This is a genomic window from Gilliamella sp. App4-10 (assembly GCF_001690495.1).
GTDB classification, from domain to species: domain Bacteria; phylum Pseudomonadota; class Gammaproteobacteria; order Enterobacterales; family Orbaceae; genus Gilliamella; species Gilliamella apicola_G.
In genome coordinates this window covers 116,302-138,859 of record NZ_LZGS01000018.1, presented here as the reverse complement: position 1 = coordinate 138,859, position 22,558 = coordinate 116,302, and the positions used below count along the sequence as shown (strand labels likewise).

The 22,558-nt window shown below is 37.3% G+C and carries 12 protein-coding genes and 1 pseudogene; 6 read left to right on the top strand and 7 right to left on the bottom strand.

From position 1 onward, the window contains the following. Nucleotides 1-11: 11 nt before the first annotated feature. Genes clbG through clbB form a run of 6 tightly spaced genes read right to left on the bottom strand, consistent with a single transcriptional unit; the run spans nt 12 to nt 15,825 of the window. Entirely contained in the window at nt 12-1,259 is a 1,248-nt protein-coding gene (gene clbG, locus A9G23_RS03345; RefSeq protein WP_141674903.1) for a colibactin biosynthesis acyltransferase ClbG, read from the bottom strand. Further along, nucleotides 1,259-2,395, bottom strand: a complete 1,137-nt coding sequence (gene clbF / locus A9G23_RS03340) for a colibactin biosynthesis dehydrogenase ClbF (protein WP_065586264.1) — start codon at nt 2,393-2,395, stop codon at nt 1,259-1,261. The genes clbG and clbF overlap by 1 nt, the downstream gene beginning before the upstream one ends. 13 nt (nt 2,396-2,408) lie before the next feature. Then, nucleotides 2,409-2,651 (bottom strand): colibactin biosynthesis aminomalonyl-acyl carrier protein ClbE, encoded by a 243-nt coding sequence (gene clbE, locus A9G23_RS03335; RefSeq protein WP_065586263.1) that lies wholly within the window; start codon nt 2,649-2,651, stop codon nt 2,409-2,411. A 32-nt stretch (nt 2,652-2,683) separates the two neighbouring features. Further along, on the bottom strand, nt 2,684-3,547 hold the full coding sequence (gene clbD, locus A9G23_RS03330; protein ID WP_065586262.1) for a colibactin biosynthesis dehydrogenase ClbD: 864 nt from the start codon (nt 3,545-3,547) through the stop codon (nt 2,684-2,686). Next, complete coding sequence (locus A9G23_RS03325) at nt 3,547-6,177, bottom strand: type I polyketide synthase (protein WP_065586261.1); 2,631 nt, start codon at nt 6,175-6,177, stop codon at nt 3,547-3,549. Before A9G23_RS03325 ends, clbD begins: the two co-directional genes overlap by 1 nt. A gap of 48 nt (nt 6,178-6,225) precedes the next feature. Beyond that, complete coding sequence (clbB, locus tag A9G23_RS03320) at nt 6,226-15,825, bottom strand: colibactin hybrid non-ribosomal peptide synthetase/type I polyketide synthase ClbB (protein ID WP_065586260.1); 9,600 nt, start codon at nt 15,823-15,825, stop codon at nt 6,226-6,228. Nucleotides 15,826-16,303: 478 nt separating this feature from the next. Here clbB and A9G23_RS11850 point away from each other — a divergent pair, with 478 nt between their 5' ends. Continuing rightward, nucleotides 16,304-16,459, top strand: a complete 156-nt coding sequence (locus A9G23_RS11850) for a transposase (RefSeq protein ID WP_442899762.1) — start codon at nt 16,304-16,306, stop codon at nt 16,457-16,459. Nucleotides 16,460-18,220: 1,761 nt separating this feature from the next. Here the strand turns inward: A9G23_RS11850 and A9G23_RS03315 are convergent. Then, a pseudogene (locus tag A9G23_RS03315) lies at nt 18,221-18,706 on the bottom strand (HipA domain-containing protein); the annotation flags it as partial. 413 nt (nt 18,707-19,119) lie between these two features. Here A9G23_RS03315 and A9G23_RS03310 point away from each other — a divergent pair. From A9G23_RS03310 to A9G23_RS03290, 5 genes are read left to right on the top strand one after another with little or no spacing between them, the layout of a single operon-like run. Next, nucleotides 19,120-19,740 carry an NAD(P)H-dependent oxidoreductase gene (locus tag A9G23_RS03310; protein ID WP_081296920.1) on the top strand — a complete coding sequence of 207 codons (621 nt, stop codon included), beginning with the start codon at nt 19,120-19,122 and terminating at the stop codon, nt 19,738-19,740. Further along, a complete protein-coding gene (locus tag A9G23_RS03305) occupies nt 19,712-20,224 on the top strand; it encodes a DUF2867 domain-containing protein (RefSeq protein ID WP_065586257.1) in 513 nt (170 codons plus the stop codon). Before A9G23_RS03310 ends, A9G23_RS03305 begins: the two co-directional genes overlap by 29 nt. A gap of 14 nt (nt 20,225-20,238) precedes the next feature. Beyond that, the gene (locus A9G23_RS03300; protein WP_065586256.1) at nt 20,239-20,643 is read left to right on the top strand and encodes a hypothetical protein; all 405 of its coding nucleotides are present in this window, start codon (nt 20,239-20,241) and stop codon (nt 20,641-20,643) included. After that, nucleotides 20,640-21,377 (top strand): AfsA-related hotdog domain-containing protein, encoded by a 738-nt coding sequence (locus A9G23_RS03295; protein ID WP_081296919.1) that lies wholly within the window; start codon nt 20,640-20,642, stop codon nt 21,375-21,377. Before A9G23_RS03300 ends, A9G23_RS03295 begins: the two co-directional genes overlap by 4 nt. A 15-nt stretch (nt 21,378-21,392) precedes the next feature. Then, nucleotides 21,393-22,553, top strand: coding sequence for an oxidoreductase (locus tag A9G23_RS03290; protein ID WP_065586254.1), 1,161 nt, complete (start codon nt 21,393-21,395; stop codon nt 22,551-22,553). The last annotated feature ends 5 nt before the right edge of the window (nt 22,554-22,558 follow it).

Below are 22,558 nucleotides of genomic sequence, written 5' to 3'. Positions count from 1 at the left end.
ATATTTGTCATTTATTTAATTAGCATCCCACGACAATTCGCTATATCTTGTTGGGAACTTCCTTTTAACACTAACACTTGTTCAAACAACTCATTTAGCAATTCAATATCTTGAGCACTAATCGTTTCATGTTGCTCAATAACTTGCACATAATTGAAGAATTGACCTAATATCATTTTTAATTGCGCATTGATAAAAGCATTATTGGCATTATGATTACGCGTCGCTGTGATAGCATTTATTAATTGGTTAAGATACCAACGTTGATGTGAATCTGCATCATTACTAGTAGCATTATGACTAATTAGGGCAAGTTTGAGTTTCTCGCGGTCTTGACGATCATCAAAAGCATAGACATCTGCGGGATAATTGTTTTCAATCAGCAGATTTTTCAAAACACTTTGTGGACCGATTTCAATGGCGATTGGCGCTTGCTCTGATTTTAAAAAGTCTAAACCACGTTGCCACTGTACGGGATACGATAATTGCTGTTCTAACAAATCAATCATCATTCCTGCATTAGTATAGGGTTGACCACTGACATTAGCGATAACTTGGCAATTAGGCTGCTGCCATTGACACTTTTCCAAAACTTCACGCAACTGAATACCATAAGGACGTAATAATGGATGGTGATACGGTACGCCACCCATTAACGGCACCACCTGTACTTGTGGATCGTTATCCAGCAAATACTGTTCGGCAACGATGATCGCCGTATTATGACCAGATAACATAAATTGTTGATCTGAGTTATAGCAGGCAATATCAACCTGTTGCTTCGTCTCATTGCGGGCGAATTCACACGCGGCAGTAACTAAGTCTAGATTACCCTGTTTGATTATAGATGTACCAGCATCTACTTGATTGGCAATGTCACTCGCTAACTGACTGCGCAAGGCAACCAATTCCAACGCTTGAACAAACGATAACGCACCACTACATGTTAAAGCAGCATACTCACCAAGACTATGCCCCATCATATATCCGATAACGGCAGAATTACTGTTTTCAGATAGATATTGTTTAAAAGCCAAATAATGTGCCACACTCGTGGTGTAGATACATAATGCCATAATGGTAGGTTCCGACAACTTAATGATCGATCCTGACATGCATAATGTGGTGATATCCTGACCGGTCACTTGGTTTGCCTGAGCAAACAATTGGCGAACTTGAGGATAGTTCTCATACAACCGTTTTACCATACCGACATACTGTGAACCGGAGCCAGGAAAAACTAATGCTAGTTTACGCATTATTCATCACTCCTTTTGCCATTCATCATATAATTCATCGCAATTTGAATTTCATGAATTTGAGTAGTTCCTTCTATAATCTCCATGATTTTGGCATCACGATAGTAACGTTCTACGTTCATATCTGCTTGGCAACCATTAGCACCAAGTAATTGAACAGCATTACTAGTTACTTCAACGGCGGCGGTAGAGGAAACATATTTAGCCATGAGTGTTTCATTAATCATATCGGGATGGAGATTCTCACGGTAATTAGCAGCGCTAAAACACAACAGGCGAGCTGAACGAGTTTGCGTTAACATTTTAGTAAACAGATGTTGCACAATCCCATGTGAAAATAGACGATGTTTAAACTGTTTACGACGGCGAATATACTGTTCAGTGATATCTACCGCTCCTTGGCAGAGTCCTAAACTACCACAAGCGGTAGTAAATCGACCTTCGTTTAGGGCAAAATTAACCGACAGTGGTACCCCTGATGAAATCTGCCCTAATAAAGCTTCATTTTCTAAGCGACAATTATCAAAATTCAATTCCGCTAACATATTGCCACGTAAGCCAAGCATGTCGCGAATCGGAGTAATGGTAAATCCTTTGGTATTACGATCAATTATTACCGTAGCCATTTGGTTACCACAGCGAGTAAGCACAATAAAGAAATCAGCAATTTGAGATAACGTAATCCATTTTTTTTTACCGTTTAAACGCCAGCCATCACCATCTCGAGTTAATTGCGTTTCCACATTAGCTAAATCACTACCGATATTGGGCTCGGTGAGTGCAATTGCACCGATTAATTCTCCGGAAGCAAGTTTAGGTAAGTAGTACTCTTTCTGTATTTTGTTACCGGCACGTTGAATCGGAATACTAACCATGCCTGTTACGGTAATCAGATTTTCTAACGAACCATGCACACCTGCAATCACTTCATGTAACGCACATAGCTGATAAGAATCCATCTGACTACCACCATACTTTTTACTAATCGAAGCGCCTAAATAGCCTTCTTTAGCTAATTGCGATATAGTTTGCGAGTCGATAAACTGTTCACGCTCAATTTGTGCGGCAACGCTGTTAAGTTTGCTTTTCACAAATTGGTTAACATTTCGCAGAATGATATTATATTCTTTTAACATAATGCATCGCTTCTTATTTAGTTTCTTGCTGAACAAGCCCAACGATTTTATTTACTGAAGCGATCTGTTCGATTTTTAATTCACTCACTTCTAATTCAACATGAAAGGTTTTTTCAATGAACAGGATAATTTGCACAGTAAACAGTGAGTGAACCAATCCTAGTGAAAAAATATCATCATCATCATCCAACGTGTGCCCGCGTAAAGAACGTGCTAGGAATTGACGAACAGCTGCCTTCATTTCTTGTGTATCCATAATTTCATTCCTTATCATTATATGTTGTTTAATTAAAGCAAATATGACTGTTGATAACTATAAAATCCTTGCCCTGACTTAGTCCCTAAATATCCGGCATCAACCATTTTTTTCAATAAGAAACAAGGGCGGTATTTGTCATCATTAAAGCTTTCATACAATACTTCTAGCGATTTTAAGATAGTGTCCAAACCAATTAGATCAGCCGTTTGTAGTGGCCCCATTTTGTGACCAAAACAGGTTTTAAATAACGTATCGATATCTTCCGCTTTAGCGATATTTTCCTGAACCATGAAAATCGCTTCATTGACAAATATCATCATCGCACGATTAGTAACAAAACCAGGAGAATCGTTAACCACAATTCCCGTTTTGTTGACTAATGCGAATAACTGATGGAATTTACTCAATGCTTGTTCACAAGAGTGAACACCTCGAATCATTTCTACTGTATGCATAAGCGGTACTGGATTCATAAAATGTATACCTACTACATTTTCCGGATTTTGTATTAATCTAGAAATGGCTGTAATCGAAATTGCTGAAGTATTGACACCAAATACTGTATCTTTGTCGCAAATTTGGTTCATTTCACGATACAGCTTGGTTTTTAATTCAACATCTTCGGTAATATTCTCAATTACTAAATCACATTGACTAATATCTGTTAGTGAAGTGGTAAAATGTATATTCTTCATGATATCTTTCACACTGGCCGTGTCTTTTTTATGGTGCGGATGGAAATGATATAAGCGTAAATTTGCTTTAATTGCTTTTTGACAATGATCTAATTGCGTTGAACAATTATCTACTACTATAGTTGATATACCATACTGAGCCAAATTGTGGGCAACACCAGTTCCCATAACCCCTGCACCTATTACCGCTACTTTCATTATTTCACTCCTTTATTGTGGCATGCTAATTCCAAGTTTTCTTCTCCGCCCAATTGTTGTGCTAGATGGGCATAAATATTGCGTGGATTGGGAGTTTCCATCAAGGCTACCAGATCGATACTGACACCAAATTCACGCTCTAAACGTGAGGTGAGTTGAGTTACTAGCAACGAATGTCCGCCTAGTTCAAAAAAGTCATCATCTATCCCTATCGGTTCAATTTCCAACGTATCTGACATCATATCTGTAATGAACTTCATAGCTGCAGTTTGTGGCGAAATATACGGATTGCCTAGTTTTGGTCGTGGTTGATAAGGTGGTTGATAAGAATGGTGTACCGTTGCTTGCTGTTCAGTAACGCTGCTGACTGGATCATAAATTTCTTTAATGTTCGGTAGTGGGTAATGGCTACGATGAAAAGGATAATGCGAAGCATCACCACGTGATAAGATGTGATCGCCATACCACATTTGCCAATTAACACTTATCCCCTCACACCATAACTGTGCTACTATCGTTAAAGCTGAAAAATCAGTTTGATCATCTGATGTTAAGTTCAACCAGTTAACTCTGTCAGGCAATTGTTGCGTTGCTAAGGTATGATTTAATAACACTTCACTCCAAAAGCCAATATCCTGATATTGTTCTATACTTAAGCTCTGCTTCTGCAATGCTAAAGTATAGTCGGCAATAGGTGCCTGTATGTTAGGGATGTTGAGTTGAGCAGAATTTTGGTCTAAGGCCAATAACATCTGCAACATATCTTCTAGCGTAATAATGCCAATCACCACTGCCGCAGGTAACAATCCTAACCCCTCCCCAGAAAAGACTTTGAGCGACGGTAACAGTTTTTGCCAACATTTGAGCGCAACTATCGCCAAGCATCCTCTGGCCAATAAACTACCTGCTCGAGCCTGTGACCACAAATCAGTTTCATGTTGATATTTTTGGAGAACTGCTGATTTTCTTAGCGTATTAAGTAAGTGAGACACTTCCTGTAAATAACCGGATGATTGGCGAAATAAATGAGCTTGACTACCATCGACATGATCACGTAAATCATCACAGTTAATACCCAATGCAGAAATTGGTATGAAATTATTCAACTTAGTTAAAACGGTTTGACATCCATTGCTATCAACTTTAAGAACACGACGACAGGCAAATTCTGGGCGTGCAATTTGCTGGGTATAGGCAACAACATTTCGATTAGTATCATTAACTAATTTTGTCAATTGTTGTTCAATTTGATCAAGTTGGCTGAACGAAGGTGCTGAAAAAGGAATAATACTCGACTGCATAATGTCAACATCATCAGTAACTGGACTGACTGCTTCTAAAATAACATGTACATTGGTACCACCAATACCAAATGAGCTGACTCCAGCACGCGGTGGCGTAGTAGATGTAGGCCAAGCTAACGGTTGGGTAGGAATGTAAAACGGTGATTGAACTAAATCGATTTTTGGATTTGGTGTTTGATAATTAGCTAGTGGAGGAATAGTACGATTATGTAGTACTAACGCAGCTTTAATTAAACCAGCTACACCAGCAGCAGCATAGGTATGACCAATATTAGCTTTTACTGCGCCTAGGGCACAGTATTGCTGTTGCGTTGTAGCAAAGGCCTCAGTTAAAGCTGAAAACTCAATCGGATCACCGATATGAGTGCCAGTGCCATGTGTTTCCAAATATCCGATAGTTTCTGGTTCAATTTCAGCTAATCGATGCGCTTCTTGTATGACTTTCTTTTGGCCTGTTTGACTTGGTGCTGCAAACCCCATCTTTTGGTTACCGTCATTATTAACGGCACTGGCTCGAATAACTGCATAAATTCGATCGCCATTAGCAATAGCATCCTCTAAGCGTCTTAGTACCACTACACCAGCACCATCACCAAACAAGGTTCCAGTGGCATTGCTATCAAATGGTCGGCAGTGACCATCAGTAGAATGGATCATCCCTTGTTGGCAGAAATATCCAGATTTCTGAGGTAAATCAATAGTGATCCCACCAGCCAGAGCTAAATCACATTCGCCAAATAATAGACTTCGGCATGCCATATGCGTGGCACTTAATGAAGTTGAACAGCTGCTGTATACGCTATATACTGGCCCAGTAAAATTCATACTGTGAGCGATAAAAAATGCACTTAGATCTTTATGACCATAGATTCCAGAAGAAAAACGAGTTAATGCATCACCATCAATCTTAGTTATAGAACGGCGTAGCCATTCAATATCTTCGGAAACGCCAAGAAATGTCCCGACGATTAAGGTATCGGTCTGTTTGGCATAGCCTGCATCTTCTAAAGCGTGATAAACAACTTCATGTAATACTCGCGTTTTTGGGTCAAAGGCTGCGGCATCTTTATGACTATAGCCGAAAAATGCTGCATCAAAGTCGCAAACATTTTCGATAAATGGCTTAGCCCGAATATATGACGGATTGTTTAACGTTGCTTGATCTATCCCTTCTGCTCGCAACTCTTCAGGACTAAAAAAAGTCACGCATTCTTTCGCTTGAATAATATTTGACCAAAACTCTTGTAAAGTTGCAGATTGAGGAAAACGCACTGCCATACCGATAATTGCAACTTCCATACCGGTCATTTTACTTTTGTATACCATAATTATCCTTGCCTTTTTATTGAGCTATAGCGCCCAATTAATGAATCCTTAATGTTTTTTTATATTATTTTTTGCAATCTTTAGCGCTCGATTAGCAACAGCATTCGGCCTATGCGTTGCTTTTGTAGAGACCTTTGTTGAGGTCTTCATCTTTACTTCACTTTCCTTGTCTAAAGGTATACAAAATTTAGCCAACTGTCGTATGGTGGTATGGTTATACAACGTGACAACACTGACTGCTGGATAGTGGCGAGCGATCAATCCACTCAATTGCACCATATCTAACGAACTGATACCTAATGCTTCATAATGATCATCAATCCCCACGTTACTAATACCCAGATAATCTTCTAAAATACGACACAACTCTTGTTCAATATCACGTTCTGGCGCTTGATAAATAGTACCTATGTTCGGTCGCGGGCGTTTTCGTTGAGTACTTTGCTCGCTGTTTGCATCATCAACTTCACTTATACTGCTACGATAGACACGATTCCCCAATGTCATATCATTAACCCTACGCGGTGAAATCACTAATTGCGCCCAAGGACTACGCATTTTTAATAATGGTCTTAATTGACACATCGCTTCAGTATTACTTAAACTAAAGGAATAGGCGCCAAGTCGCCTCTCCGCAAGCATAGTGTTGATGCGTTCCATGCTATTACTGTTGCGGTGAATAAGTGCTACTTTTCCAACATGTTGCGGCATAGTCAATACAGCAAATGCATCACGTACCTCGGGTAGTGGTACTGTTGTACATGGCAGTAATGGCAATTGTTTGTCATCGATCCAGGTCACAATCTGTTGTAGATAGCGATGAATATCCCCATAAGCAGCATGAAAATTAATTGGAATAAAAGTGCCTCCATGGGCAAAAAAACGCATCGGTAAGGATCGATTTTCTACGATATCTTTACTACCTAACTCAAGAAAACGACCTAATGGCGCTAAAATCTCTAAACTGGCATCAATCAATTCCCCAGTTAATGAATTAAGTATGATATCCATCCCGTGACCTTGTGAATGGTTCATAATTGTTGTCACAAAACTATCACTGTGCGAATCGGCAACACATTCCACACCTAACGAAGCAAGATATTCTCGTTTAACTTCACTACCAGCGGTAGTGTAGATTTGCGCGCCATACAGTTTAGCAATATAGATTGCTGCTAATCCCACGCCACCAGAAGCACTATGAATTAGTACTCGTTCACCCCGCTTGAGGTTACCTCTAATCACTAACGCATAATAAGCGGTTAAATAAGCTACGGGTAATACAGCTGCTTGTTCAATACGGCAGTGTTTCGGTTTGTGTACCACACAGTGGCTGTTAACAGACACGTAGCCACAGAACCCTCCCTGCACAATTGCCATAACATCATCGCCGGGAGCAAAAGTTTTAACATTTTTACCAATCCGAGCAATTCGTCCAGCACATTCTAGACCTATTTGCAATGGTGCCTCATTAGGGTGTTGCTTGAGTAAGCCAGTCGCAAACAGGACATCTTTGAAGTTAATTCCAGAACCAAGTACTTCAATTTCAACTTCATCATCGGCTGGTGCTTGGCGTCTAGTCGGCTGTAATAGCAATTCACTTTCACCCGAGGATTTTCGATAAAGTTGTAATTGATAGTTTTCCGCACACGGAATTGGTAATCCTTGTTCCTTGCGCACATTTAACGTTTGGATCTGAACTTTGCGCTTCATTAAGCTGGCACAATGTAAAACAACTTCGCCACTATCGGAATAAATAGTGAAGGTGTAGTGATCTTCACCAGATTGATGTTGATTCACGATCATTTCCACATACAAAGTACGAGTCATCGCTGCATAGATACTACATTGCTGATATAAGAAAGGTACCGTTTCAGAATTAAAACCTTGTATTTGTTCAATAAAACCACTGGCAATATCTAACAAAGCCGGATGTAAGGTCATGTCATCTTGCTTACCTACAGCTGGTAAAATTAATGTTGCTAAGGCATGGGTCATCTCATTATTGCAATAAACTTGTTGCAGACTCTGCCAACGTTCGCCATAGTAAAAATGATCACCAGTAAAAGCATGAATTGTAGCGCTGACATCATGCATGTTTTGTAATTTTGCTTCTCGATCTAGTTTATTTATAGTTGGTGTGATAAGTAGAGATGCGGTGCCTTTAGCATGAGTTGTCAAGGTTAAGTTAAACACATCGCTAATCGATTTTACCTCAATGCTAAAACCATTTTCTAGTGGATTAATATTGATAAAGAGATCTACACAATAACCATCTTTAACTTGCAGTGGTGCTAAAAAGACCAACTCATTAATCGTCAGTGTCGATTGCGCTAAATAATTGCGCATCGCTTCATAAACCATTGCTAAATAACCCGTTGCTGGTAATGTAGCGACACCATCAATACGATGTTCATTCAACAACCAATGTCGTTCAGGTGATAGACGTGTATAATAACTCGCGCCTCTACCTTGGTATTTGTAAGCCTGTAATAACACACCATTGGTAAGCGGACGTAAATCACGAAAATAAGGATTGTCACTACCATTGATAGCATCCAACAACATACCTTGCTCTTTTAAGCCATCCCATTCAATACTCAGGGCATTAACGCCATAATTTATACGTAATTGCTCAGCCAAGGCATCTAAATACGCACTAACAGAAGCATAACCCAATTGTCCGACTTCGGCGTTAACCGCCGCCAGAGAATTACAAAATAGTAACATGAGACGTTCATCAAGTAAGCCTTGTTGTTCCAATGCTTGGATTAGGTTAGAAGTCCCCTGACCTTTGACCATCAATGAATCAATTAACATTGGTTCAGTCAATTGGTGCAAAGTTAAGGCCGTAGTGGATTCGGCTGCAAAGATCACTCCATCCAGACGATGATAACACGCCAGTATTTTCGTCAAACAGGCATTAACTGTGTCGGCAGAAGTTATGTCACAGTGCATGATTTTACTACCTACCGCTAATGGTGCTTGATGTTGATGAGCATGACGACTACTCAAAATTACGTTAATCCCATCACGCGTTGCTAACATTTCGCCAATTACTCGTCCAATTCCTTTTTCACCACCGATAATCCATATCACACTACCCGATTGAATACCTGATGGTATGGCGTTAGGGGGTAATTGGCTTGAAATAATTTGTCGTGAATAAGTCACACCATCACGCACTGCCATAATAGCTTGCCCGTTAGCCGCATCAGTCTGGCGATTTAATATGTTCATATCCTTTGGAGTTATTTCGCTGGCAAAATCAAGCAAGCGTACTGAAGTAGGTTTTAATTCTTGCAGCAATACATTGACAGCACCTGATAACGCAGCTTGAGCTGGCTCAGGAATATCATCTTGTAAAATGCGAAATGCGCCTTGAGTGAGAAACGTCATTGAAGTCATGGATATTGAATTATGGGCATACCATGCTGCAACTCGATACAAACCAGATAATGACTGAAACAATGACAAATGCATAGGGGTAAGATAAATGCAATGTAATTGTTGATACTGCCGTTGCTGTAGTATTTCAACTAGCGGTTGAAAATACAGATTAATATCGTTATGTGTCCACAGCTCATCAGCTTGCGTAATCGGTGCGGCAATGATAATGCTTTCAATACCTTCTAGCGCTAAAGTTTGTTTCACCCAGTCGCCATTATCTCCAATAATTATAACCAAAGAGCTTGGTTGGTAAAATGCTGCAGTAGTCAAGGAGCTATCTTTTTGCCAAACCACCCGTTGTAACCACTCATTTTTTGGTCGTCGTACTGGGTGTGGCATTTGTCGATACTTTGATAAAGCCACACCATAATGATAATAGTAACTTTGCTCAAACGGGTAACCTGGTAACGCTATACGTCGACCTAAAAATCCTTGGTTGAATGCTTTCCAATCAATATTGGCACCATTCACCCATAGCGTCGCTAGTGCGTGCTGTAAGAACTGCTCATCTTCCATCTGCACTTTCGCTTGACGCATAGTCTGGATTGTTTTTTGATTTTGATACTGCTTATTGCCTTGAACAAAGGTCGACAATACTTTACCTGGGCCTATTTCAACAAATAATGTAGTATTAGTTAATAGCTGAGTAGCACCATCATTAAATAAAACTGGGCAACGCACTTGCTGTACCCAATAGTCGACTGAGGTAGTTTGCTGCTCGGTGATCCAATCACCAGACACATTCGAGATAAAGGGAATTTGCGGAGCATGTAACGAAATTTTATATAACAATTGTGCAAATTCCTGTAGCATAGGCTTCATCATAGCCGAATGGAAGGCGTGTGACGTTTTGAGCCGAGTATGCTGAATATTTGCCGTAACTAAAGCCTGAGCAAAGGCATTAATTGCCTCATCTCGTCCAGCTACTACACAGAAACATTCACTATTATTGGCGGCTAATTCAATTTCATTGTATTGGCTTAACCAAGGAGCAAGATCAGCCTGACTGAGATACACGGCAAGCATGCTACCCGGTTGCATTGACTGCATTAAACGACCTCGCGCCTCAATAATTCGAATTGCATCGTTAAGCGAGAAAACTCCAGCAAGACATGCTGCGACGTATTCGCCTAAACTATGCCCTATCATACTCGTTGGTTTAATTCCTAACTCTATGAAAGTTTTAGCTAAACTATACTCAACACTAAATAACAATGGTTGCGTAAAAATGGTCTGATTAATATCCTGGGATTGCTCATCATTAAATAAGATTTTTTTAAGATCGATTGCACAAATCGCATGATATGCGCTAAAGCACTTATCCATCTGCTCACGGAAGACTGGTTGACTTTCATACAGACCTTTGGCCATTCCGCAATATTGGCTACCCTGTCCTGGGAACATAAAACAGATACCACTTGATTCGCTTGAACCATTAAATTGTGGCGCATTTAATATGGTGATTGATGCTACATCAATTTTTGAACCACGACTAACCAAATAAGCACGTCGATATTTAAAAGCACTACGCCCAGTTTGTAAGGTATACGCTACATCAGGTAAACGAATATTAGGCGAATGCTTGACGTGTGTTAACACCGAGATCACTCTTGAATCAAGAGCCGTAGCCGTTTTGGCCGAAAATGGTAATAAGTAATAGTCTCGAATCTGATCGCAGTCATCCTCCGTTAAGCGATAATTTTCCAATGCGATACTAGCATTGGTTCCACCAATTCCAAACGAACTCACCATTGCCCGATGAGGTTGCGGTTGAACCCACGGTTGCAATTGACTATTGATATACAATGCGGAATTTGTCAAATCAATCGCCGGATTAAGTTGCCGAAAATGAGCTATTGGTGGTAATTCTTGATAGTGCAATGCTAGTGCCGTTTTAATCACACCAGCTACACCAGCGGCAGCGTTCAAATGACCAATATTACTCTTAATGGCTGAAACAGCACAATATGGTGTAGCCGACTTACCAAACACCTCATTAAGTGCGCGTATTTCAATTGGATCGCCCAACGCAGTTGCAGTACCATGCGCTTCAACCAGACCAATGCTATCTGGGCTAAATTGTGCCCGTTTCATCGCTAAACAAATAACATCGCGTTGTCCATTAACACTTGGGGCGGTATAACCGACCTTATCATGACCATCATTATTAACAGCTGATCCTTTGATCACAGCATAAATACTATCTCTATCCTTAATGGCATCATCTAAACGCTTAAGCATCACCATTGCTACGCCATCGCCGGTAATAGTTCCTGATGCCATGCTATCAAAAGGTCGACAGGTGGCATCCTTGGCATGAATCATGCCTTCATGATATTCGTAACCACGATAAGCTGGCATTTCAATTGAAGCTCCACCAGCTAGCGCGGCATCACAATCACCGTTACGCAGTGCATTACAAGCTTCATGAATCGCGACTGCTGAAGTCGAACAAGCAGTATCTAGGGTTATAGTTGGTCCGGTTAGATTTAATGCATGAGCAATTAATGCCGTAGCCGCGCTGACATTTAGCATACTTGCCTTATATAGCGAGGTGGCATCATGGTTCTCTTTTAGTACAGCTTGTAACCAATACGGTGAGCTTAAAAGTCCAGCAAATATCCCAATTGATCCAGGATAGCTGTTTGGATCACAACCAGCATGTTCCAAAACCTGCCAACAACATTGGTGTAGCAAGCGAATTTGCGGATCCATTAATTCCGCTTCATTTGGAGTATAACCAAAAAAATCAGCATCAAACCACTCTAAGTCGTCTAATACTCCTTTGGCTTTTATATAATTACTGTTATCAAGTTGAGTCGGAGAAATGCCATAGTCTTGCAGTTCTTGATAACTAAATAGGGTAATACCAGATTCCCGTCCAGAAACCAATTGCCAAAGTGACTCAATATTCATAGCACCAGGAAAACGTCCTGCCATACCGACAATTGCAATAGGTGTATCACCATAATTGGCGATTATTTCTGGTTTATTCACGGTTACTGCTGACTTGGTATTGAGATAAGCGGTTAATGAGTCTAATGTCGGATATTTAAAGAGATCTGTAATATCAACATCGACACCGAGTTGTTTTTGAATCTCTCCCTTTATTCTAATAATATCTAATGACGTTCCACCTAATGCAAAGAAAGATTTACTGCCATCAATTTGTTTTAAATCTAAGACTTGCTGCCATATTAATTTTAACGCTAATGCCAAATTAGACTGAGATTGAATGATGTTTGTTGCTTGCGTTTTATTCTGTTGTTTAATCAGTAGTAAACTACGTAATTGCTCAAGATCCGACTTGCCATTATGATTCTTCGGAATCGCATCCACCACCATAATTGGTTGTGGCAATGCAAATGACGGTAGCGTCGCTGTTAAATAGACTTGGGTGCCTGCTTCGTCATAGTGATCATCAACACAAATTACTGCGCCAATATGACGATTATTTCGCAAAGTATACGTTAATACCACCGCTTCAACAATGCCTTGACAGTTAAGTAATCGTTGAGTGATCTCTTCTATTTCAATACGCTGACCATTTATTTTAACTTGACCATCTTTGCGACCAAATAATTCAACACAACCATCATCCAACAAGCGTGCGTAATCACCTGTTTTATGCATCAAACCGCCTGAAATAAAAGGATCTGGTGTAAACACTGTTTCGGTCAATTGTGGTCTATTTAAATAACCCAACGCGACACCGTCACCACCACTTACTAGCTCACCTATCGCACCTATCGGTAACAGGTGACCATAAAGATCAACCACATAGATTGAAGACCCTGGTGCTGCATAACCGATTGGCACCCGATCAGGAACTAGGTGCTCTATTAAATAGGTTGTGGTGAACACGGTATTTTCTGTTGGTCCATAACCATTAACAACCTGCAAATGGGGATACTGTGTAATCAACTGATTAATATGACGAGCTGATAGCGGTTCACCGCCAGAAATAATATGTTTTAAATAGGTAAAAAAAACGGCGCCTTCTGCAATATAGGTATTTAATAATGCCGTTGTTATCAATGCGTGGCTAACGTTGTGTTCTATGATAGTGCTAGTCATATTATCAATATCAAATAATGACTGGCGACTAAGCAGAACTAACTTACCACGATTAATTAATGTCGCCCAAACTTCATAAACGGATGCATCAAACTCAAACGGTGACACTAATAAAGTATTGGTATAGGTTGGTAGTTTAATCGGACTTTCCACTTGAATAATGCGCAATAAACCACGATGTGAAACCAATATCCCCTTTGGTTTACCGGTAGAGCCTGACGAGTAAATCATGTAGGCGTGGTCATCACGTGTTATCTTAGGAAAATCAGCTACCGGTGCATCTGGTAAAGTCAATAGATCATATTGTTTTACTGAAACATCAAATTTTTTTTGTTGTACCAATAATATTGATAATTGGCTATCGTCGATAATTTCCTGAATGCGCCCAAGGGGGTATTCAGAGCTGATTGGAATATAAGCCGCTCCAGCACGCATTACGCCAACAATTGCGGCAACAGTATCAATAGTACGTTCGCTAATAATACCAATAAAATCACCAACTTTAATACCCTGCTGAATGAGGAATCGAGCAATGAGATCGGCTTTATCAGCTAATTGCCGATAAGTTAATGATTGCTGTTCATCAACCACTGCGACTCGCTCATTTTCGCTTTCTACAACATGATAAAACTGCTCGATAATATTTGATTGTCGATCCCACTGTTGTCCCGCCATTGAATCAATTTGTGATTGTATATAGCGTTGCTGTTGTTCAGGCGAAATATTACGTAATGAAGCTAGCGTACATTGGGGATTATCGACTATTTGCTCAAGTAAATACTGCAAATGATCAAACATGGTTTGTGCCATTCTGTCAGTAAAATACTGCCGAGAATAACCAATCTTAATTAAAAAACCAGTCTGATTGATAACACTCACCGATAATGGATAGTGAGTTTGCTCCTGAACACGCATACTTTGGATACCAATTTGTCCATCTTGAAATAATTGAGATGAGTCAATTGGGTAGTTCTCAATCACTACTAACGAATCAAATAAATCACCTTGATAATCAGCTTGTAATGTGACTTGCTTAATTTTCGCTAATGAATCATATTCATGCTCATAATGACCCATTAACCTATCATGCATCTGTTGAAAATATTCAATCAATGAACTTGAACCATCATCTTTCAACCTTAACGGTAAAGTATTAATGAATAATCCCAAAGCGCTATCAATACCTTCAATGGCAGCATTTCTACCCGAAAAGGTAGCACCAAATACAACATCATCACTATAAAGCCAACGTTGCAACAAAACTCCCCAAGCTACATAGAACAGTGAAGCTGAAGTTATTCGGTATTGACCACATAATTGTTGAATCTTTTGATTTATCGTCTGCGGTAATGTAGTTTCTAACCAACCAACTGAACTTGCTGATAAATCATCACTTGAATGGGTTAGTAACGACAATGGCTCAAAATGGCTTGGTACCAAATTTTGTAGATAAGTAGCCCAATAGTCACGTTGAAAAGTTTGTTGACATTTAGCAATTTGTTGCATGAATGGTTTGAGTGGTAATGCCGTTATTACATCAGTATCTTGGATACCAGTTTTTTGTCCAACGTTATAAATTGTTAAAAGTTGCTGTACAAAAATTGCTAAGCTCCAACCATCCATCACAATATGGTGATACGCCAGCACAAACACACTTTCTTTTGGTAATTGGATTAGGTAAGCTCTAACTGGAATTGCACTTAAGTCAAACACATATTGTAAATCAATGCGGAGAAATTGATTTATAAATTCCTCTATATCATCATTTTGAGGGTAATCTAATTTAATTTTGTAGTTTAGTGGAAAATTTTGTTTATCATTATTTGAATCGATATTAACCACATAAAATGCTGGCAAAATATCATGATTAACAATTTGACAGGGCAGCTCACCCTTATGCCAGAGGAAGTGAGTTCGGAAACAATCATGTTTACTAAATAAAGTCTCTATAACCCATCGGAAAAGTTCAACATCGACACGTCGTGAAAACCGGCAAATAAATTGTTCGTGGTAATTACTATTTCCTTCATCTGCCAATGCATGAAATAAAAAACCATGCTGGCCTGGTGTTAAGGGCATTACAAAGTCATTATTAGCCTTTAAATCTCCGTATTTATTATCCATAATCTAACACTCCAGTTAGTTTTGTTATAATTATTTATATAACGCTAAGGCTGATTTAACGACTCATTGCACTCAATGTTCAAAACAGAAATTGACGAAGCAGACCTAACAATGGTTAAGATATTGCGATTATGGCTGGTTCCATCCAAAACATTCATTAGCGAGATTGTTATTCTATTTCCCCTAAAATGCACACATTCTATTTTTAAATGTGTTATTTATTCATCGTTATATGGGTATTGTTTCAGCATAAACAGCGGCATTTAGATCAAATAATAATCTACTTTAAAACAAATTTCAACCGTTTTTTTGTTAATGCTTTTGTTTTATATGAACAATTGGTTTTATCTTGTAACTATCCCTTAAAATAGTACAACTAAAAAGTAGAAAATTTTCTATAATAAAAGTAACAGAGGATTTAAATATGAAAAAATGACAAAGTATCAAATCGTATCCATATTAAGAAACTGAAGCCAACATTCCGATTACAGAGTGTTACCATAAATTTGATATAGGCAAGACAATTTTTTATAAATGGCAAGATAAATACGGCTGTATGGAAAATTCGGATATTAAATGTTTAAAGAAGTTAGAGGCGGAAAACCGTAAGCTTTGTAAACACCCCCATAGCTAGTACAATGTTAACGTAGAAAATTACACTACTTATTTTCATGTTTTAAATACAATAGGCGTCATGTTATTTAATGCCTCCTTCTAGATTAAACTTATTGATTATATTGAATGTTCTAAAACGTCGTTGCTTGCGACTACTGTCACTTATAAAATTCAGTGACCAACATTCACTTTTTTATTGGGCGCCAATATTTTATCCAGACTTCGGGGTAGAATACGTTGTTTACGTTTTACCCTGAGATTAAGTTTTAATTCGCAATACACCCGATAAATACGTTTATGATCCCATGTATAGCCGAGCTTGCGGATACGATAAAAATACTTAGCTCCCCCCAACGAAATTACCTTTCAGACATATCAATCAATATCGGAATAATCATTGAATCATCCGATAACTTAGAGATTATAGTCAGCACAGCGACTTAATCACACTGAATGTTATTGTATATAATACGTAACAATGCTAAAACAACATCGCTTTTCGTTTATTTTCCCCTTATCATAAAAACATTCACGATTTTGTATTTATTCTTCAATGATCTACTTGTGTGAAGTTATGTGCAGTAACAACAAATGCAATCACTAACCTAGGTCTATCTACTATGATAAATAACGAACAAACTTATCAAGAAAATCAGTTCCCTCCATTCAATTCGTATTAGTGTACTTGCTGTTGTTTTGAATTCAACAGATATTGATAATTGGATTACTGAACGATTTGCTACCAAAAGAAGCATGGGTAATACCACTTTAATGGTGTAGTGGCAAACTTGGTTGTTTTATGTCCGATTATGCACTGAAAGTTTTATTAATCGACTTAGATATGCGACCTAAAATATCGAGTTACTATGGCATGATTAATAATATTTCTAGTTAAGATATTTATTAATTGACTTCATTCAATAAAAACCGATTAGAAAATTTAGTTTCTCATACTACAATTACTAATCGTTATCTCATCTATTTCCATGGTGATAGTTAAAGGATAGTTTAATACATTATTATTTTGCGCCCAATTAACGTTTTCGACTTAAAAATTTGATGTCTATTTTTAGGCCTCATTATGATATATAGCAATTATTTACACTTAGGGAGCTTGTAGTATTTTGCTTGAAACAGAGATTGTTGCTTCGCCTATTTACTATCACCTATAACTACCAAAAATTTTGGCTAAGCATGAATTTAAACGTGGAACACTACAATTAATGTCGGACATTCAACTTATGTTACCTTAATGATATATTCAGTAAGTACCTCGTCATAATAAACACCATATATTTTTAATAAACGTAATGATGGTTAGTCAATATTATAGATTAATTGTTCAAAAAATATATTATTGCAATAGCTTATTTTTGACAAGTTCAAAGACAACTCAATGGAGTTTGAACTAAATTTTCTTGGATAACTCCGAATTATTTTGTTCTATACTGGACTGGAAAGTAGAATAGTATAATTTCTTTTGAAAACAACGCATTATGTAATTCTAGAAACGATATTGAAGAAAGAGTAAATTTGGAGCGGGAAACGAGCCTCAAATTTTATATATAACCTGCTGTTATTAATACATATTATTTACGCTATATAACTTGGTGTACTAAGAAGTGTACTAAATTCATAACGTTGTGAAATAATAACAGATACAGAGTGAAAAACAAGATGTGAGTATGCTTATCTTTATAGTATTTCTTGGGCCAATACTATAAGGATATTTGTTATATGAGTCGTGTAATCTGTGTTTTTAAAATCAATTATTCATCGTTTATTTCAGAAGCGCTTTATTGCTTATATAAAGATCATTTTGATAGCGACTAATCATTTTTATTGTATTTTTTGATATATCAAAATCTTTTGCGATTATAGGAAAAGATTGAATTTCAGTCACAATTTCTTCGATGACTTGTTTGGCCTGAATCCAATTAAAGTTGGATTTATTTGCTAATTCTTGGACTGCTTTTTTAGGTGGGGTTTTACCATAACCGCAAAATGCGGTGCAGTGTTCACCGTTGATACTTGGGCTAAAAGTAATATCATAAAAAGGTGATAGACGCCATTCTCCTTCATCATTTTGTAAAAAAGCCCAGTTTTTAGTGTGGTCATCCTGATTTGCACTAAAAAGATTGAATAAAGCACGTCTAAATAGCAATTGACCAACAACAGGACTCTTACATAGTATTTGACCCGCTTTAATCAGATCAATATAATCGAGGAAAAGTGTTCTAAAGTCTGCATTAAGTAAGGAGCATAGACTTTGTAAGTGATATCATCCCCCCATTGGAGTACAGTCAAAACGCTTCGTTGCTAGCCAGTTGAATGATTTTACGGGGATAATCGACCAATCAGGAACATTGATTCCAACATTTTTAGCTATGGTCAAATAAGCCGCTTCAAAAAGTCCTTCTTCATGTTTGAGTGGTAAAGATACTCATGTGAACTTAATTAACCATGGCTCTAAATTGGGCTTCTGAAATTTTTTCATTCAGTTCGTGGAAAGGAATAGTTTTCAGTAAAACAAATTTTTACATAATTTTGAAAAATTAATATTTATAATAATTATTGTAGCAAATTAACGAAAATACACTATAATGGTAATTAAATTAATCAAAAAAGTTATTAATAGTTAACTGGAGTATCACAGTTGGCTAAAATTAGGGGACTTAGATAATCAAGAAATCATTACTTTTGCTTGCTCACCCAAATCTAGATGTATCTATTGTTAATAGAACCTTAATAGAAAAATTAACTCCATTTACTTCAGAAAACCTGATTATTCGCAATATCTCAGAGTCTTGTATAGATAATCACTTCAATATAGAAGATGAACAATTTCATTTATCAAATTCCGAACGTGTCATCTTTCAATTCCCGTTATATTGGTATTCTTGCCCTGCAATATTAAAAAAATGGATTGATGAAGTTTTTCTGCCTGGCTTTGCCTACGGCAGAAAGGGCGAACAATTGGGAACGAAACTCATTGGAAAGCAATTCAGCATCATCGTTTCTATTGGCGGAACAGAACAAATGCACACTCCCGGCGGTATTGTAGGGGTGTCTATTAATGAGTTATTAAGAAATTTGCAGACAACAATTGAATATGTTGGTGGTATATATACCTATCCTTTTTTTATTTACGGTTCAGCTTTTATTAAAGAACAAGCTCAATTAGATGCTATTTTTAAAGATTACCAGGAGTATATTTTTTCAGAATATATTCCGAAGGAAAAACAATATAAAAAATTAATTAATTTAGCTTATGAACAAAAAGCAAAAGGCTACTATTAAAACACTCAATGGTCTATTGAATAACATAACATTAATAGACGAAAGTGTTGATTATTTAAGTTATCAATGTTTGGATATTTGCAAAAATGTTACTGCATACGAGGCTTATAAAATGATGACGTCTTGCCAACCAAAATGGATGGAGGGACTGTTTAGAATTAGGGATTTTTTAGGAAAAAGAGTCGGAATCAAACCTATTAATGGATTTGATAATCTGAAAGAAAAAGAACACGATATAGGCAGTACAGTTCATTTTTTTACAATTATCGAGAAAGAAAGAGATACGCTTACATTAATTGTAAAAGATTTTCATCTCGATGTTTGTATATGTATACGTATTATTGAAACTAATGATCATAAAAAAAAATTATACTTCATTACTTCAGTTAAGATTCATCATTTTTTGGGAAAACTATATATAGCGCCTGTTTCTATTATACATCCATATATTGTTTATAAATTATTTGGAAATATTAATTGTTAACAAAGGTAGTGAACATGTGCAAGAAAAAGCTTGTTAATTCTTATCTAGTTCATAAATCAGAATTAGAAGATGTACTTATTTATGAGTCGAATATTGTATTAATTAATAAAATTGAAGAAAACGATTTTAATGATTTAATACTACATAATCCTGAGCAAGAGCACTTATTTAGATCTGTTTATAAACAGTGTAAATCTGAAGATCACTATGTCTATATACTCAGAACCTTGCCGTTAGAGATAACAAAAGACCTCGCTTGCACACTCTTTTCCGATATACAGTTATCTGGCTTTTATGAAAAAAGTGATGATGAAACTCTAGAATTGATTGTCTCTTATATGCCTTTACATTTAGAAGAGGTAATTAGAAGCAGATTGTTACCAGATATTCCTTCAATTAGTAATGATGACAAAAAATAATTTCCGCCATACAAAGTGCGGCTACAGTTTATTCTTATTTCTTATTCAATGATACAGAAAATCAATATTTTTATAAAAAGAACCATGAACACGTTCCTGGAATGATGTTGATCGAGGCTGCGAGGCAGGCAGTATATGATTATGTTTACTCAATATCAGGGCATGTATTCAAAGAAGTTTCTATCTCTATGACGAGTCTCGAAGTCAATTTTCTAGGCTATACAGTCTCGTCTTATCCTGTGGAGTTGCTATTTTCTCATAAGGATCATGTTCGTAGATATAAACCCAAGACCATTGAAAAGAAAGCCTGGTTTTATCAAAGGGGTAAACTCACAGGAACATTCTGTTTGGTTGGTGGAATTATTCCTATGAGTATCTTCTCTCGTTTGAGAAATGAAAATTATGCTAAGGCGCATGATTTTTATCCCTTTAATAAAGATATTTCGTTGAAAGTATTGAGCGATAGCGGCAAGGAGTTATGTAAAAAAATAGTATCTCTGTCATTGACAGGGGTTACAATCGAAGATGATGAAAACGATATCACAAATATTTCCAGTGTCATCCTACAAGATAAGTACGAGTTTTCAATAAAACAATATGAAGTAAAAGAAGCAAATAATAATTGGCATCATTTAATATTCGACGATTTATCTAAATCTCAATTACTTACATTAAATAATATGATCAATACTTCTTTTTTCCAGCGCCCCATGTTTGAAGCATTGGATATTTAATAAAGTGAGATAAAAATGCATATGAATGATTTATACCTCTTGTCATCTCTAAAACTGGCAAGTGGGATTTCAATTAAAAATAGACTATTTTTATCATCAATAGGGCTAGATTTAGCAAACCATTCTGGCGAATGTTCCGACGAATTAATCAATTTTTATAAAAAGATTATCGACGGCGGTGTTGGTATGATAAAAATCGGCAATTCAACAGTATCACCATTTTCTCATTTACATGAAAGAGGATTAGCTTTATATGAATTGAAACATGCGCAAGCTTTAAAGCCTATTTTTGAATATGCACATGAAAAAAATGCTTTAGTCGTGGTTCAGCTTCAACATTATGGCGCTCAAGGTTCTTCCAAGTACACGGGTTGCCCTCTCTTATCACCTAGCGGGCAATTTTGTCAAAAAATGAAAAAGAAATTCCCAGAGGATAGCGTAATAGCAATGTCATCAAATGATATTGAAACTGTAATCGAAGAATTTGCTCATTCCGCATGGTTAGTTCAGCAGGCAGGTGGAAAAGCCATTCAAATTCAGGCCGCTAACGGGTATTTGATAAGTAGCTTTTTATCACCATATACCAATAAAAGAGTTGATGATTATGGTGGAACCCCTCAAAAAAGATCCCTCATACTAATAAAAATAATTAAGGCGATTCAAGCTAAAACAAACAATAATTTAAGTATTTTCGTTCGTCTAGGAATTGATGATTGCTTTGATAATGGGGAAGGACAAAAACCGGAATATTTGCAAGAAGTAATCCGTGATTTAGAACAATTAAATATTGACGGAATAGAATGTTCGATGTGCGTAGGAGAGACATTTCATCGATTTTTAAGCGGTTATCATCAAGATATTAAAGATCGAATTTTCTCCGGTGCAAGTATAATCAAGTCTTTTACAACCAAAATTCCTGTCGGTTGTACGGGATTGGTAAGTTCAATAGCGGATGCAGAAGAATTACTCCAAAGATATAAAATCGACTATATAGGTATGTCGAGAGCATTGTTTGCCGATCCTAGGCTGTTACCCAAATTTTTCGAAAATAGTAAAGTGAATGCTTGTAGATTTGATGGCTTTTGTTTTCAAGATAAAAGCAATCCAAAATTAGACCAAGTTTATTGTTGTGTTAACCCGGATTATTTGAGAGACCCTCAAACTAAATATGAGTGACTAAA